This is a genomic window from Salinicoccus albus DSM 19776, assembly GCF_000385175.1.
Taxonomy (GTDB): Bacteria; Bacillota; Bacilli; order Staphylococcales; family Salinicoccaceae; genus Salinicoccus; species Salinicoccus albus.
On record NZ_ARQJ01000029.1, the window covers coordinates 66,091 to 81,754 of the forward strand.

Sequence of the window (15,664 nt, forward strand, 5' to 3'; positions counted from 1 at the left end):
ATTGATAGCTTTTACCGGCATTTTATTTTATATTATAATCTAGATGTTTTTAGGAGGCAGTGCAGTTGGATTTATTAGAGATTATCAAATATGTATTTTTAGGCATACTCCAGGGGATTACCGAACCGATCCCCGTATCTTCAAGCGGCCACCTCGTCATTGCCAGGGAATTATTCGGTATTGAAGCCCGCGGCCTGTCGTTTGAAATATTCCTGAATACCGCTTCATTATTAGCTGTCTTATTGATATACCGCAGGGATATCTATGCAATTATTTTTAATTTATGCAGGTACCTGTTTAAAGGGGCCAGAGATGAAGAAGCTGTGGAAGATTTCAAGTATACCGGCTACCTGATTATCGCGACGATTCCTGTCGGGGTGCTCGGCATTCTGCTTGAAGATTTCATCGGGGACAATATCACAATAGGATTTGTAGGTTTCATGCTGCTCCTGACCGGGATCGCCCTCTTATTCATCAAGAATAAACGCGGCCGGAAACAGGGGGGCGAGCTGACGATCAAAGATGCTGCCATCGTCGGAGCTGCCCAGTGTGTTGCCCTGACACCCGGGGTCAGCCGGAGCGGGGCGACACTTGTCGGTGCAATGGCAGTGGGTCTGAACCATAAAAGTGCACTGAGATTCGTTTTCCTGTTATACATCCCTGTATCACTGGGCACAGCACTTATCAGTGCCGAAGACATCGTCAACGATCCATACATCGGGACACTCGCCGTGCCATATGCACTGAGTTTCCTCGTCTGTATCGCCGCCACCTACTTCGCCCTTAAATGGCTGCAGGGGGTCATGGAAAAAGGCAATCTGATCATTTTCAGTTATTATTGTTTCGCTGTGGGTACATTTTCGATCATTTATCATTTCTTTATATGATTGTCCTCCGGCCGGGGTGCTGCCGGACATTGCGGGGGACCGCACAATGTCTCACCAGCGCCATCAATCTCCACAAGAAACCCCGCCTGGTACCAGGCGGGGTTTCACTATATGTTCGCCTTAGCTGACGCCAAGTGCAATTTTTGCGTAACGGCTCATCTTGTCTTTGCCCCATGGCGGATCCCAGACGATGTTTACTTGTGTTTCTTCTACTTCCGGCAGTTCACCAAGTGCTGTTTCCACCTGCTCGACAATTTGAGGTCCAAGCGGGCAGCCCATGGAAGTCAGTGTCATTTCAACACCGGCATTGCCTTCATCATCAAGATTTACACCATAAACAAGACCGAGATTGACAATATCAATTCCAAGCTCCGGGTCGATCACGTTCTCGAGCGCACCCAGCATGCTTTCTTCCATCTCTTTATCCATTTTATCACTCCCTTATAGAGTATATACTAATAATATACCAAAAAAATTACAGTATTGAAATATAAATGGTATGATAGTTTTATGAATCATTCATAAGGAGTAATAAACAGATGCAGAAACATTTAATATGCTTAGACCTGGACGGCACCCTGCTCACTGATGAGAAGAAGATCAGTCCATACACAAAGAAAGTTTTGCTTGAATTGAAGGCACTCGGTCATGAATATATCATATCGACCGGACGGCCCTACAGGTCCAGCCAGGCTTACTATACGGAGCTTGAGATGACCACACCGGTGGTCAATTTCAACGGCGCTTTCATCCATCACCCTGGGGATCTTTATTTTAAGACGGTCCATGAGGAGCTGGACCTTGAAGTGGCCAATGCCATTGTAGAACGTGTCCCTGATCTGAATATCAAAAATATTATTGCTGAAGTGAAAGACAATGTCTACATACATTACCACGACCCGGTATTGTTTGATGCATTCAGCATGGGCAACCCCCAGGTTAAGGTCGGCAACCTTGTGCAGAATATTGAAGCCGGACCGACTTCAATACTGATCCAGGCTGATGAACCTGAAGTGCCGGGCATACGCAAGGCGCTGGATGACCTTTTTGCTGAAACTGTCGAACACCGCCGCTGGGGTGCGCCCTATCCGGTTATTGAAATCGTCAAAAAGGGTATTAATAAAGCAGTCGGTGTAGACTATGTCAGAGGATATCTGGGTATAGACCAGAATCATATAATCGCTTTCGGCGATGAGGATAATGATACTGAAATGATTAAATATGCCGCCCATGGCGTAGCCATGGGCAATGCCATCGAAGAGGTTAAAGATGCCGCCGGACACGTCACACTCACCAATAATAACGACGGCATCGGTAAGTTCCTGAATGACTTTTTTGACCTGAACCTATAATATGAAATGAAAGGAGTATATAGTATGCAACTCATTGCAGACAGCTGTGCCGATCTTTCAATCAAAGATCTGAAGGAGCGGAACATCGAAATGATCCCGCTTAAAATTACGATAGACGGCAACGATTATCTGGATCAGATAGAAATTTCCAGCGAGGAAGTGCTGCAGGCCATCTCTGATGGCAAACGCCCGTTAACAAGTCAGGCAAACGCCGAACAGTTCATCGAGGTCTTCAACAAATACGTCGGGAAAAATGAGCCGGTCCTCTACATTGCTTTTTCCAGCGAATTGTCCGGCACATATCAGAGCGCAGTTATCGCGAAGGATACGATACTGGAAGAAACCCCCGACGCAGATATCACTGTAATTGATACAAAAGCCGCGAGTTACGGACTTGGACTGATACTTGAACGCGCCCACGGTTATATAGACAAAGGGCTGTCCAGGGACGAAGTGCTAAATAAAGTCGAGAATGATGTAAAAAGCATCCGCCACTTCTTTACCGTCAATGACCTGGACTATCTGGCGGACGGGGGGCGCCTGTCAAAAGGACAGGCATTTCTGGGCGGATTGCTGAACATAAAACCGCTGCTTCATGTCGAAGACGGCAAACTCGTGCCGCTTGAAAAGCATCGCGGCATCAAGAAAGTCTTTTCAAGCATGATCAAACATATGCAAAAGGACAACGCGAATAAAGAAGTCCATATTACCCAGTCCAATGCCCTCGATCAGGCAGAGACCTTAAAGAAAAAGATTCTGGCAGAAACCAAAGCGACTGAGGTAAATATCAGCATGATCGGACCAACAATCAGCAGCCACACAGGAAACGGTACTGTGGCTTTATTCTATTTCAATGAAGGAGTGTAATTATGCCAAAAGCGATAATCATCGGCGGAGTGGCCGGCGGCGCGACTGCCGCTTCGCAACTCCGCAGGATTGACGAAACCATTGATATTACCATTTATGATAAAGGCCGGGACATCAGCTTCGGCAACTGTGGTCTGCCCTATAATATCGGCGGCGAAGTCTCCCGGCGTGAAAAACTGATTGCTGCAACGCCGGAAAGTTTTGCCGAGAAAAACGTTGATGTCTATACCCGTCATGAAGTCATGTCTGTCGATACTGATAAAAATACCGTCATGGTGAAAGATACTGAAGAAAACGTTGAACTTGAAGACAGTTATGATTACCTGATACTGTCCCCGGGTGCTGCCCCAAGGACAGTGCCGGCACTGCTCGATGTGCCTGAGGCATTCGTCCTTCACACATTGGAGGATCTGGATTTAATCCAGGCGCATATCAAAATGACCGGTGTGAATAAAGCGGTCGTCATCGGCGCTGGTTATATCGGTCTCGAAATGATTGAAAATCTCGTCGAACGCGGCCTGGATGTGACCTTTATTCACAGACGGGAATCGATCTATGCACCGCTTGAAGATGACTTGAGCGAGTTCTTCGCCGCAGAAATGGAATCCCGCGGCATTACAGTAAAACTGAACACCGAAATTGTCGAAGTCAATGGTGGTATTGCCACACTCACAAATGGTGAAGAAATCGAGGCCCCGATGATCATTGCCGGCATCGGCATCTTACCGCAGACCAAATTCCTGGAAACTTCCGGTATAAAACTTACAGAAACGGGGCTTATCCCTGTGGATAGCACCGGCTGCACAAATATTGATAATGTATTTGCACTCGGAGACGCTATCGAAACCACTTATCAGCATGTGGACCAAAAGACAAACGTTGCCCTCGCCTGGGGGGCACACCGTATGGCATTCGTTATCAGTCATCAGATCAGCGGCGATAAATCAGCCGCATTCGAAGGATTGCTCGGCACAAACATCATGCGTTTTTTTGACTATGATATCGCCACGCTTGGCTTAAGTGAAAAAGAAGTCTCGGACTACGACCATTTCATCGTCGATCATAAGCAGCGGAATAAGGCCGGCTATATGGAGGGATCCATTCCCATTCAGGTGCGGCTTTATGTCGGCCGGAACGACGGCAGGATCTTGCGGGCTTCAGTCGTCGGCAAAGAAGGCGTTGATAAACGCATCGATATACTCGCCGCGCACATCAGACTCGGGGGAACCGCAATGGATTTGGCGAATATTGAAATCGCCTATTCCCCGCCGTATTCCAGCCCTAAAAGCGTCCTGAATATGGCTGGTTATAAAACGATAGAAAAGATGAAAAAACTGAATGAATAGAAAATCAGAAAAGCCCCCGGTTTCATTTTGACCGGGGCTTTATTTTTGGATAGCAGGGTGTGTGCACTTGCAGACCATCCATCGCCCTCATCCCTCAAAAAATCCCCGGCACAATCCCATGCCGGGGGAAATCTTCTGTTCCACATGTTTGATTTATCCTTGATCTTCTTTCGGCCGGCGTCTTCTGGCGACCAGCCAGATGAATATGCCAAACCCGCCGAATATTATTACAGCGGCAATGATGTAGCCGTTATTGAGGCCGACTTCATCAGTGACTGCATACAGTTCTGTTTCTTCCCGGTCGAGGACGGTGTTGAAGTGCTCCGGGTTTTCTGATGAAGCACTGATGGAATCTCCGATGAGCATGCCGCTCATTATTTTGTCCTGATCTCTTTCTTTCATAGGGACTTCAAAGCTGGTTGTCCGGGCTGTATCGTTCACATTGAGCACAAAATCTGCATTGTCTTCCTGATCCATTGTGTTATATCTGAGAACAAACTGACCGTCTGAACCGTCGTTGAGCACTTCCAGTTCACTGTTGTACAGCTGGTCATACTCTTTGAAGACACTGCTCATTTCTGTAATATAGTCCACGACTTCTTCGTCTGTCCACAGGTTCATCTGTTTGTGTATCATCGGATAGTCTTCGCCATTAAATGCGATCTCTGTACCGTACTGCATGGCAGCCGGGCCGGGATACCCGAAGAGGTACGCCGACAGCTGCATGAGCCTTGTCCCCGGGAACATGTCTTCATTGACTGCATGCAGCGTGAAGCGTTCTGTAAACCAGTGATCGGCCAAAAGCAGCGTGCCATCATCCGGATATTCCGGGATCGGCTGATCTGTCGTACTGAATGCATTCGCAAGCTGCTGCCTGTGCGCTTGTGAACTTGTGTGATCGAATCCATCGACTGTAATGCCGTCATCCGGCACGACTGCGTATGTCGTTACATCTTCAGGCAGGAACTCGTCTGCATCGATTCCATCCTGTACGACTGTCATGCTGAGCCCGTCGATACCGAATTCACTGACGAAATCAGCAGCCATTTCCCTGTAGGTTTCCTGGTTCGTATTGCGCGTGAAGTCGATAAACTCTGGATTGCCAATATCTTCATAGTAGGTTTGCTGAATATCATTCAGCACCGGATCATCAAATGTCTCATATTCGTCTGTCGCGGTGGCAGGCATATCCACAACCACTTTCATGTCACGCTCATGCGCCGCGTCTACCAGGGACTGCAGACCTTCAGCACCGCCGAATGCCTCTGCAATCGTACCATATGCTTCTGTGTCATAGCCTAAGTAATCTTCATCGCCTTTTTCGAATACCGGCGACAGCATCAAAGTGTTAAATCCCATGTCATTTATGTATTCCAGATTATTTTCTATGCCGGCAAAATCCCCGCCGAAAGGCAGCGGCGCCGTCTCGTCTTCTGTCACTGCAGTATCGTTACTTTCATTAAAGTTTAAGAACCGGTCGACCACCACCGTATAAATGCGGTCCTGTTCTGTTTCCTGTGTGCCGGCTTCCTGGTGCTGGACGAGCCCTGCGATCATGAGGAAAACAATTATGTATCTTAAAATCTTCTGCATCGTTAACCAACCTTCTATCCTGATCATTCAAGTATACTAGATGACAAATAAAAATATTATCATTTCAATAAAAGTTCACAAAATCTCACAAAAACAGCACTCCCACACTGAGAGTGCTGCTGTTTTTCCTTTAATTAAATTAAAACATTGCTGAAAGCGGTCCGGCGGGGAGAATAACACCAAGTACCACAGTGATGACCAGGAACGCGATAAAAGTATTCATCAGCGGCTGGCCCCCTGCCTTTTTCTTCTGTCTGACGACTGCCATTTCCATCAAGCCGATGGTAATCAGCCCTGCCAGCATTTTAAAACCATACATCATGGCATCGCCGCCGCCGGCAATGGAGAACTGGTAGAACATGATTGCACCGGTAACGATGACAACGACATACAGCAATCTGGCAATCATATGAACGGCGATATTGTATTTCATGTCAGGCTCACCGGGTTTTTTAATGGAATAATAAGTGATGAAGAACAGCACAGCCGCAATGACTAGTGATGTCAGATGCAAGTGTATCAAACGTATCTTCCTTTCATTATGTGAATCACTTTTCATTTTAACATATTACAGTGAATTTTTAACGGGCAATATATGTCGTTAATGTGCCGATGCCGTTAATCGAAATGCGCACTTCATCGCCCGGCTGAAGAAACGCGGGCGGCTCCATCCCTGCACCGACACCGCTCGGAGTGCCCGTTGCAATAACATCACCCGGTTCAAGCGTAACGTACTGGGAAACTTCCGCAATCAGTTCATCCAGCTGCAGCACCATATCCGCAGTTGTACCGTCCTGGCGGATTTCCCCGTTTACTTTTGTGACAATTGATGTTTCTTTAGGATTCGGCAGCTCATCCTTGGTCACAATGAACGGACCCATCGGGCTGCCGCCTTTCAGACTTTTGGACAGGAACGCCTGCATATGTCTCTTCTGGATGTCGCGCGCTGTAATATCATTGATGATTGTGTATCCATATATATAATCGAGTGCCATTGAGCTGTCAATCTTTTCTGCACGCTTGCCGATCACCACACCCAGCTCACCTTCATAATCCAGTTGTTCCGTAATATCCTGATGGTTCGGAATCGTTTCTTCATCACCGACGAGGCTGGTGGCCGCTTTAGTAAACACGTAGAGACTCTGCACCTTATTATTGAGCTCTTCGGCATGCGCCTTATAGTTGCGTCCAAATGCAATGAGGTTATTCGGCGGCGTCACAGGTGCTCTGAACCTTATTTCTGTAAATGGCGCCTTATACTTATCCGCCTCCCCGGAGGCATCAGCTTTCTCCACCAGTTTTCTCACGATCTCCTGGAAATCCAGTGTGTTATATTCTTGGATACCCTCGAGCAGTGATTTCGGATAATTCGCATCTTCATCAAAATCCTCGAAAAGTTTTGTCAGAATCCATGCACTTTCTTCACGCTTTACTTTAACCCCGTAATAAGTCTGATCTCCATAATCAAATGTCAAAAATTTCATGGGTTACGCTCCTTTTATCTTTTTATTTATTATAACAGACTGTCTATCTTTTTATGCATCATTATCTGAATCTTTTGTAAACAAATGCTCAATACCCGTTATGTTTAACCGCCTCATCAAATGTGACAGCAAGAGCAGGAAAATATAGACGGACAGTGTAATCATCACCATGATGCCTACACTTACTTCACCATATAGCCCAAAGCCGATACCATAAAACACCAGGAACAGAATGATGTTGGCAATGATGTATATTGTAATTATTTTTTCACCCGGTACTTCGAATACACGGCGGACACGCTGCGGCAAAATCATCGTCAAAAACAGAAGCAGGACGAAATAGCCGAAAGTAAGCATCATACCGCCGAAGTTATCTGCAATCAGTGTGCCGAGAAATGAACCGAGCGTCAAAACCTGCACGAGTTTCAAAGTAATACCGCTGCCTGTGAGTGCCATGAAAAGGATAAGGGTGAGAATCTGACTTTCACGCATGACCTCGGCGATGTTGAATTTGGACACAGCGATACCCGCCAGTATGAACGGCAGTACCGTAAATATGAGTTCATAGATACGGCTGATCAAATCCTGGGTGAAGATTTCGATATTCAGGCCGATGATCGCAAAGTAATCCATCCCTTTGAATATACTTGAATATTCATTCATTTCCTGGACGGCAGAATAAATGACATCAGTGGGGCCGCCAGCGTTGGAAAAATAGCCTGAAGCTACGGTGACAGTCAGATGGAAACCGAACAGAATGACTGCCGATATCAATGCGACGAAAGATTTGGTCCATAAAAACGGCAGTGCCACGAGTCCCATCAATACGAGACCGGGCAAAAGGTCGAATGCAAAGATAAAAACCGTCTGCATCGTCCCCAGTATCAGCAGGAGTACATGAACTTTCCCCAGACGCACGATGCCCAGATGCCTGTGATGATCCAGCATATAACCAGCGGTCAATGCCACAAGCGGCATAACAGTGCCCCCGATGAATATGTTCAGAACCTGAAATGAACCCAGTTCATTGCCGCTGAAATATTCATACGGGTTGATGACTGAATAGGGCATCATATAATAGAGGCCGTTCATGAAAAGTACAGCCAGCAAAGAGATCCCCAGCATGAATCGAATGTTTTGAGCATCAGTTTTCAATTTTTATCGCTCCATAATCAAAGAAATACAGATATACAGTAACATCTTTGCCCAGCGCCTGCATTGCCGAACGTTTGTATATTTCCATCTGTGTCCTGTAGCGCCCGAGCAGATCCGCTTTTGTCAAGCCGGTGTCTGTGACCCGGTCTGTCTTGTAGTCCAGAATGACGTATCCGTCATTGAATTCCAGCAGTGCATCCATAATGCCCTGTACCATCTGGTCGTCATAGGATGAGTAACCGATCGCTTTCTGATTCATGATAAACGGAATTTCCGTATGGATGGACCGCTGATTGTGCAGCAGTTGAAGCATTATCCGGTCCGAGAGGAAACGGTGAATGTTTGACATCATCTTTTCCTGGTGTGCCTCTGTAATCAATGGATCTTCTGCCGTGCGGGAGGTCACCAGACGCTCTATATAATCCGTCGTCCCCGCATCATCCAGTCCCTCGAGCTCGTCCCAGCGGTTCAGCACATGCATCATCATCTGGTGCATGACCGTACCGAAAACAGGCGCGTCCACCCCGCTGTTTCTGAAATTCGGCACTCTTAAATTTGGCGTACGGTCATGCCTGATAATGCGGCTGTCTTCGGGCGGTGTTTCATTTTTCCGCTTGATTTCAGTTACCGACTCCTTAAAGACGGTCTCCGTCTCATCCTGATGGGGATATTTATAGAATAAACGCTCTCTCAGACGCTCGCTGTGCGGCACCTTCACCGATTCTATATCACTGAGATCCACATAATGGTTCATTTCCCCGGCACTTTCCTCTGCCTTCTGCGGATATTCCACCCGGAGAGCGTCCATCGGCTCATTGACAAAAATCGGAGCGATCAGGTCCTGTATCGTACTGATGCCAAGCCTGTCATCCGCATTGATGACGCCGGGCGTATAGGTGTATTTCTCACTATATTCCCCTTTGTAGACGAGCGGGATGATGAGCTGGTCGATGGCGCGCGTCATCGCCACATACATCAGCCGCATCTCTTCGCTGATCTGCTCGCGCAGCACATCTTTGCTGACCACCTCCGAATGGATGCTCGGCAGTATTGCCAGTTCCTCCGGCATGAAGCGTTTGAATGCAATGCCCACCTCAGGATGCACCATGACTTTCTTCGATACATCCTTCATGTTAAGCTGACGGTACAGGCCGGCATAGATGACATATTTGAATTCCAGACCTTTAGAAGAATGGATCGTCAAGACGCGCAGCGTATCATCATCCGGCGAGACAGTGTTTTCCTCACCAAAATCCTGACCGTCATCAATCATCCTGTGAATGTAGCTGATAAATTCGTAGAGGGACAAGTGCGACATCCGCTCAAATTCCCGCGCCTTTTCGATAAAACCATTCAAATTTGCCCGTCTGGCGATCCCGCCCTTCAAACCGGCAAAATACTCGAGAATGCTGAACTCCAGATAAATTTCATCGATCAGCTCCGGGACACTCATGTATCTGGCGTATTCCTGCAGCGTCCGGAGCGCATCTTCGAATTCTTCGATTTTCTTCATCACCACCGCCGGACCGGCGTAGGCTGTCAGTGCTTCATACATATAGTCCGCATCTGAGGATGCCCGCACCCGGGCAATCTCGTCTTCGGTAAAACCAAACATCGGCAGACGCATCATGCCCGCCAGATGATCATCCTGCAACGGATTGTCAATGACAGAAAGGATGCTGATCATCGTTCTGATTTCAAGCGTATCCAGATATCCGGAACGGTTATTCACAAATACCGGTATTTCGGCTTCACCGAGTATCTTCCGGTAGGAATCATTGTCCCGCGTATTCCTTGTCAAAATGACGATATCCCGATACTCGGCGCCCTCTGCAATGAGGTTTTTGACGACATCAATGATATGGTGAATCTCTGCATCATCACCCAAATCATCCTTATGCTCGATGATATGTGCCTCAGAAGGCAGGGCCTGCGCATCCAGATAATTCCCCTGCACCAGCGTATGCGTCTCATCATAGGAGATTTCCCCGACCTCTTTGTCCATGATTTTACCGAACACACCGTTCGTCAGGTCCAGCACTTCACCGCGGGAGCGGAAGTTATGGTTCAGGCTGATGAGACGGCCGGCGTATTCCCCTTTAAACCGCTCTGATTTGTCAATGAATAATGAGGGGTCCGCCTGCCGGAATTTATAGATGGACTGCTTCACATCCCCTACCATGAACAGATTGCCATCTGCTTCATCGCCTGATTTCAATGCCTGGATGATCGCTTCCTGCACCCGGTTGATGTCCTGATACTCATCGACCATGATCTCCTTGAACTGATTGCGGTAAAGCGCTCTGATGGCGCCGTCATCGGCATTTAAAATCTGCAGGGCAAAATGTTCGTAATCCGAGAAATCCATTTCATTGCGGCTCACCTTCTGCTTTCTGAAAGTCATGAGGATTTCCTCTGAGATATCAATCAGTGTGTTGACCAGGCCGTTCATCGGTCCGAGTTCCGATTTCACCCGTTCTGAGTCATAGACGGGCTGATCCTTTATCTCGTTGTAGCGCTTTTTCACCCGGTCATGCACCGTCTTTAACGCGTGCTTCTCATCTTCATCCGTAATTTTCCGGAAAAAGGCGGTGCGCCCATCCTTTAAGGCAAGCGCCGGCAGTTCAGCCGGTGTGCCTTGCTTAATTTTTGAGGCGGCCCGTTCCACATCCTGGATCACCCCCTCCAGTGCGTCGAATGCATCCCTCACCTGGGCTTCCTTAATCGATTCATGGGTCACTGTATGATAGTGCTTCTTGAGCAGCGACAGATCCTGGCGCAGCGCTTCAAATTTCAGCTGCAGATTGTGATTGTGCGCATCCAGAATATTTTCCAGCCGATTGTCATCGATATACTGATCGCGATGCTGCTCCAGATATTCAAAAGGTGACGGGCTTGCCGTCGCTGTGTAGTAAACGTCCCGCAGCGTATTGTGCAGCCCGTCGTTGCTCTTATCAGAAGACAGCATCATCGCAAGGTTATTGAAGTCCGGTTCTCCGGCTTTATAATATTTCTCAAGGGTGTTTGAAATGACATGCTCCAGCCTGATTTTCGTTTCAATGTCCCCCAGCGTCCGCATATCCGGTGATAATCCAATGACGTTATAATGCATCTGGATCAGATGCAGACAAAAGCTGTGCAGCGTTGAAATATGTGCGTCTTTGAGTTTTAGTGATTCCTCATATATTTTTGGATCCCGCTCTTTGAGATAAGCGGTCCGCAACGCCTTTTCAACCTTGTCCTTCATATCCCTCGCACTCATATTGGTAAATGTCGCAACGAGAATTTCATCGATTGAATACCGGCCGTCAAGTATCCTGCGGATGATCCGCTCCACAAGCACGGTCGTTTTACCGCTGCCTGCCGCTGCTGCAACCAGCACGTCGGAGCCCCCGTACTCTATGGCTTCAAGCTGTTTATCTGTCCACTCTGCCATCCGTTTCCACCTCACTTTCAAATTCGCGGATCACTTCATCGTCCACTTCATTTGTCCTGATATCCTGTCTGTTCATGAGCGGGTCGATATGACAGACAGATTTAAAATCACACAACTCGCATGCCAGATGTTTGTTATTCCTGTCCATGGTCATTGGTGATGCCAGCACTTCCCCGGCATATATACGATCTGTCGTCTCCCTGTACAGGGACATGATGTATTCGGCGTAATGTTCAAACAGCATCGGGCTGAAATATCTGCCCTTTGTCGACGCGTTGATCCTATCTTTCCTGGAAACTGTGATGGGATAATATGTGCCGTATTCCTGAAACGTTTCCAAACTTGACAGCATGCCGCTGATACCTATTGAAGCCTCATTCAGCACCGTATCATAATCCGGGGCTTCATTGATGAACACACCATCCGGCTTCATCTTCTTTTTCTGTTCTTTTTCAAGCGCTTCCGGGGAGGCCTCTGTCTTAAATGACACCAGCGGGTCTCTGACCGGGAAAAACAGCATGCTGTTCGGCATGATTTTCCCCTTACCGAAATAGCTTGGCCCTTTTTGCACGAGCACATACATGTAGGTCATCATCTGTAATTCGAGCCCGTTGAGTATGCCTTCTTTGGAAATGGATCGTGTACTCGATTTATAATCGATCAGATTGACATAGGCCCCTGCATCTGTTTCATACATATCGATCCGGTCAATTTTCCCTCTCAAATGAATTTTACGGCCGGCGTCACTTTCCAGTGTCACTTCATCGATCGGGCTATGCGTAAAACCGAATGACAGTTCCGCATCGGCGATCTTATATTGCCCGAGCGTTTCAATCTCTTTCATGAACAGTATCAGACGCACAATGGCATCTTCGGCACGCTTTTTCAACGACTGATAGTATCCGGTGTAATCGAATATGCCGAACTGGATGGCGGCTGCGAACGTATCGATCGATTTGGAAACCTGTCTGCGGATAACCGCTTCGTTATGTGCCAGCGTAAACCTGAGCGATTTGACGGTATCATACAATACTTCGTGATACAGGTTGCCCAGCTCAAGCGGGGCAACCTGGTAGGGTTTCCTGATTTTCAACTTCAATCCGTAGGCAGCAAAATGCTGAAACTGGCACCTGTGGAATGTTTCAAAGCGGGAAACGCTGGCTGTCATCTCATCGCCATAAAGCAATTCCGCCGTTTCCTGCGTGATATCGGCCGCCCGGTTATCATAGGTCAGGTTGCGTTTTAATCTCGGATAGATGTCATACCAGCTGTATTTCATCAGCAGATGATAGGCTTCCACCCAGGGCCGGTATTCCGGGAGGGCCAGGAATGTTTCTGCATCGTCGGCCGGGGAAGCCAGCATTTCCCTCATTTTCAGATGCATCAGCGGTTCCATGCTTTTGGCAGAGGATATCAGAAGCCCCGGATTAAAGCGGCTGTATTCGCTCGTACGCCGGTATTCATAATTTAGCACCCGCGTCTCATCTTCAGGCAGGATTTCTGCTAAAAATGGGCTCATTTTAGTCGTCTCCCCGTTGGATTTCGTGCTGGAGAAACTCAGATATAAACGATCGGTTGCCCGCGTAATCCCCAGGTAGAAGACGAATCGTTCATCCTGGCCGAGTGTTTTTGAGCTGGGCGACAGCTCTATACCCGCTTCGTCAAACAGTGCCTTTTCTTCATCTGAAACCAATTCGCCGTTGCCTGAGTCCTTCGGCAGCACGTCCCGATTGACACCGATCATGAAGATGTATTTTTTGTTTTCCACTTTGGAGAGGTCCAAGGACCCTGCCATGACCTGGTCAATCGTCGATGGCAGGAGGCTGAACTCTGCATTTTTCAAACCGTCGAGAAACGTTTCGTAGAAGACTTCAAAAGATACTGCCGCGTCATCAAACACCATGTACGCGTCATCAAGCAGCCTGATGAACATGTTAAATGCCTGTTCGGTTTCATCCCGTTTCTGGATCTCCTTGCGGGCGTCAAGATCATTCATTTCATCTTCAATTTTCTCCGCAATCCCTTCGTCAATGATGAAATTGTAGATACGCCCGATATAATCCCTGACACTCAGATCCTGCCCGAGTTCATCATAGAGGCGTTTCAGCTTGCCAAGCACTTCATTCTTGAAATCGATCATCTCCTGATAATATTCACTCTTGTCCTCGACGCTCAGACCGCCGTCATTATCCGGCACACTGATATACTTGAATTTGTCGTCGTCAAAAAGCGAAGGCCCGGACAGACCGCGTTCCAGCGCGAAATTTTCAAGCTGGTCGATGTAGATACGGTCGGCAGATTCACTGAGATAGCCGGTCTTCAGGACGTTCATAAAGGCGCTGAATTCATAATTTTTTATATAGCACTCAAGGAGCGCCATGATGAACTGGATGAACGGATGGGCATACATCGGCACCTTTCTGTCGACATGCCAGGAGATGTTAAACCGTCTGAACACAGAATCGAGCACCGGTTCATAGGATTCATCCCGGTACAGTATGCCGATATCCTTGTAATAACCTTCCCCGTCGAACACAATGCGTTCAATTTCCCGGGCCACTTCAGTGACCTCTTCAAGTACATTTGGCGCTTCTGTGATGGTTACCCCATCATAATCGAACATCTTTTCATACATGGCAAAATGCTGCTCCAGCTGAATCAGGCCGCGTTTTTCAGAACGCTTAAACGCCCTGCCAAAATGGAGGAAATCAAGAGACGCATCCCCCATGTAAAACCTGAGCCGCTCAATGACTGTATCCGTTTTTCTGAAGAGCTGTTTATTCTCCCCCTGATGGGTGAGCAGTATGTTAATTGTTTTTACCCGGGTGGCTAAGGCCTGTATCATCGCGTACTCACTTTCAGTAAAATTATGGAAGCCGTCGATATAGATGACGGCATCTTCCAGCCCGTGAATCACAGCATCGGAGTACAGCAGGCTGATGAACTGATCAGTCAGATCCAGCGCTTCAATCTGAAGCGCGTCTGTGCGCTTCAGCCACTGCCCGTAGATGCTGTGCAGATCGCTGAATTTATCCTGCATCCTGCCGGAATCACTCTCTATCCTGTTCAAGTCCTCCGGGGCGACCCGGTAGGCATTGAATTCCTTCAGCATATCGAGCACCTTATTTGAAAACCTTATGTACTGGGCACTGTCCTTATAAAACTTCAACTCCGTTTTCATCTCAGTCATCATTTTGTGGAGCATCATGATATGGCCGCTTTCAGATAATGCATCGCGTGTCTGATGTCCGGTTTCATTGAACACATGCCAGATGAACCTCGCGAAGCTGAAGACGCCGGCACGCAGACTGCCTGTCCTGCCTTCTGTCCCGCCGCGGTTGGTAATGATATTTTCATAGCGGAGCGTATTCTGCGTCGGTGTTATGATATATATCCCCGGGCCAAGCGGCGAATGTGCAGTCTCTTCATCAATTTCATCGAACATTTGCTTCGTCTTGCCCGCACCGCTGATACCTGTCCAGATTTTAATCGACATGTTCCCACTCCTTCAGATTAGAACAGACACCCTTAACGGCGGGTGTCT

General features: G+C 47.7%; 11 protein-coding genes. 4 read left to right on the plus strand and 7 right to left on the minus strand.

Annotation, left to right across the window (positions count from 1 at the left end):
* Positions 1–65 precede the first annotated feature (65 nt).
* Positions 66–887: an undecaprenyl-diphosphate phosphatase gene (locus G343_RS0108865; RefSeq protein WP_020007783.1), complete on the plus strand. Its 822-nt coding sequence runs from the start codon at positions 66–68 to the stop codon at positions 885–887.
* Between the two features lie 120 nt (positions 888–1,007).
* On the opposite strand, the gene G343_RS0108870 is transcribed toward G343_RS0108865, so the two are convergent.
* Entirely contained in the window at positions 1,008–1,316 is a 309-nt protein-coding gene (locus tag G343_RS0108870) for a metal-sulfur cluster assembly factor (protein ID WP_020007784.1), read from the minus strand.
* A 110-nt stretch (positions 1,317–1,426) separates the two neighbouring features.
* Here G343_RS0108870 and G343_RS0108875 point away from each other — a divergent pair, with 110 nt between their 5' ends.
* From G343_RS0108875 to G343_RS0108885, 3 genes are read left to right on the plus strand one after another with little or no spacing between them, the layout of a single operon-like run.
* A complete protein-coding gene (locus tag G343_RS0108875) occupies positions 1,427–2,239 on the plus strand; it encodes a Cof-type HAD-IIB family hydrolase (protein ID WP_020007785.1) in 813 nt (270 codons plus the stop codon).
* A 24-nt stretch (positions 2,240–2,263) separates the two neighbouring features.
* Positions 2,264–3,106, plus strand: coding sequence for a DegV family protein (locus G343_RS0108880; RefSeq protein WP_020007786.1), 843 nt, complete (start codon positions 2,264–2,266; stop codon positions 3,104–3,106).
* A gap of 2 nt (positions 3,107–3,108) precedes the next feature.
* Positions 3,109–4,452 (plus strand): CoA-disulfide reductase, encoded by a 1,344-nt coding sequence (locus G343_RS0108885; RefSeq protein ID WP_020007787.1) that lies wholly within the window; start codon positions 3,109–3,111, stop codon positions 4,450–4,452.
* Positions 4,453–4,605: 153 nt separating this feature from the next.
* Here the strand turns inward: G343_RS0108885 and G343_RS0108890 are convergent, their stop codons facing one another.
* From G343_RS0108890 to G343_RS0108915, 6 genes are all read right to left on the minus strand, one after another.
* Positions 4,606–6,045: an alpha-amylase family glycosyl hydrolase gene (locus tag G343_RS0108890; RefSeq protein WP_020007788.1), complete on the minus strand. Its 1,440-nt coding sequence runs from the start codon at positions 6,043–6,045 to the stop codon at positions 4,606–4,608.
* 139 nt (positions 6,046–6,184) lie between these two features.
* Complete coding sequence (locus G343_RS0108895) at positions 6,185–6,568, minus strand: YisL family protein (RefSeq protein WP_020007789.1); 384 nt, start codon at positions 6,566–6,568, stop codon at positions 6,185–6,187.
* A 58-nt stretch (positions 6,569–6,626) separates the two neighbouring features.
* The gene (locus G343_RS0108900) at positions 6,627–7,529 is read right to left on the minus strand and encodes a fumarylacetoacetate hydrolase family protein (RefSeq protein ID WP_020007790.1); all 903 of its coding nucleotides are present in this window, start codon (positions 7,527–7,529) and stop codon (positions 6,627–6,629) included.
* 51 nt (positions 7,530–7,580) lie between these two features.
* Positions 7,581–8,684, minus strand: a complete 1,104-nt coding sequence (locus G343_RS0108905; RefSeq protein WP_020007791.1) for a DUF418 domain-containing protein — start codon at positions 8,682–8,684, stop codon at positions 7,581–7,583.
* Positions 8,674–12,120 carry a helicase-exonuclease AddAB subunit AddA gene (gene addA, locus G343_RS0108910; protein ID WP_020007792.1) on the minus strand — a complete coding sequence of 1,149 codons (3,447 nt, stop codon included), beginning with the start codon at positions 12,118–12,120 and terminating at the stop codon, positions 8,674–8,676. The genes G343_RS0108905 and addA overlap by 11 nt, the downstream gene beginning before the upstream one ends.
* Positions 12,101–15,616, minus strand: a complete 3,516-nt coding sequence (locus G343_RS0108915; protein WP_020007793.1) for a PD-(D/E)XK nuclease family protein — start codon at positions 15,614–15,616, stop codon at positions 12,101–12,103. Before G343_RS0108915 ends, addA begins: the two co-directional genes overlap by 20 nt.
* Between the last annotated feature and the right edge of the window lie 48 nt (positions 15,617–15,664).

Excerpts from the sequence above, each read along its gene's own strand:
- addA (WP_020007792.1), bottom strand. The coding sequence starts at position 12,120 with ATGGCAGAGTGGACAGATAAACAGCTTGAAGCCATAGAGTACGGGGGC.
- G343_RS0108875 (WP_020007785.1), top strand. The coding sequence starts at position 1,427 with ATGCAGAAACATTTAATATGCTTAGACCTGGACGGCACCCTGCTCACT.
- G343_RS0108880 (WP_020007786.1), top strand. The coding sequence starts at position 2,264 with ATGCAACTCATTGCAGACAGCTGTGCCGATCTTTCAATCAAAGATCTG.
- G343_RS0108885 (WP_020007787.1), top strand. The coding sequence starts at position 3,109 with ATGCCAAAAGCGATAATCATCGGCGGAGTGGCCGGCGGCGCGACTGCC.
- G343_RS0108915 (WP_020007793.1), bottom strand. The coding sequence starts at position 15,616 with ATGTCGATTAAAATCTGGACAGGTATCAGCGGTGCGGGCAAGACGAAG.
- G343_RS0108890 (WP_020007788.1), bottom strand. The coding sequence starts at position 6,045 with ATGCAGAAGATTTTAAGATACATAATTGTTTTCCTCATGATCGCAGGG.
- G343_RS0108900 (WP_020007790.1), bottom strand. The coding sequence starts at position 7,529 with ATGAAATTTTTGACATTTGATTATGGAGATCAGACTTATTACGGGGTT.
- G343_RS0108870 (WP_020007784.1), bottom strand. The coding sequence starts at position 1,316 with ATGGATAAAGAGATGGAAGAAAGCATGCTGGGTGCGCTCGAGAACGTG.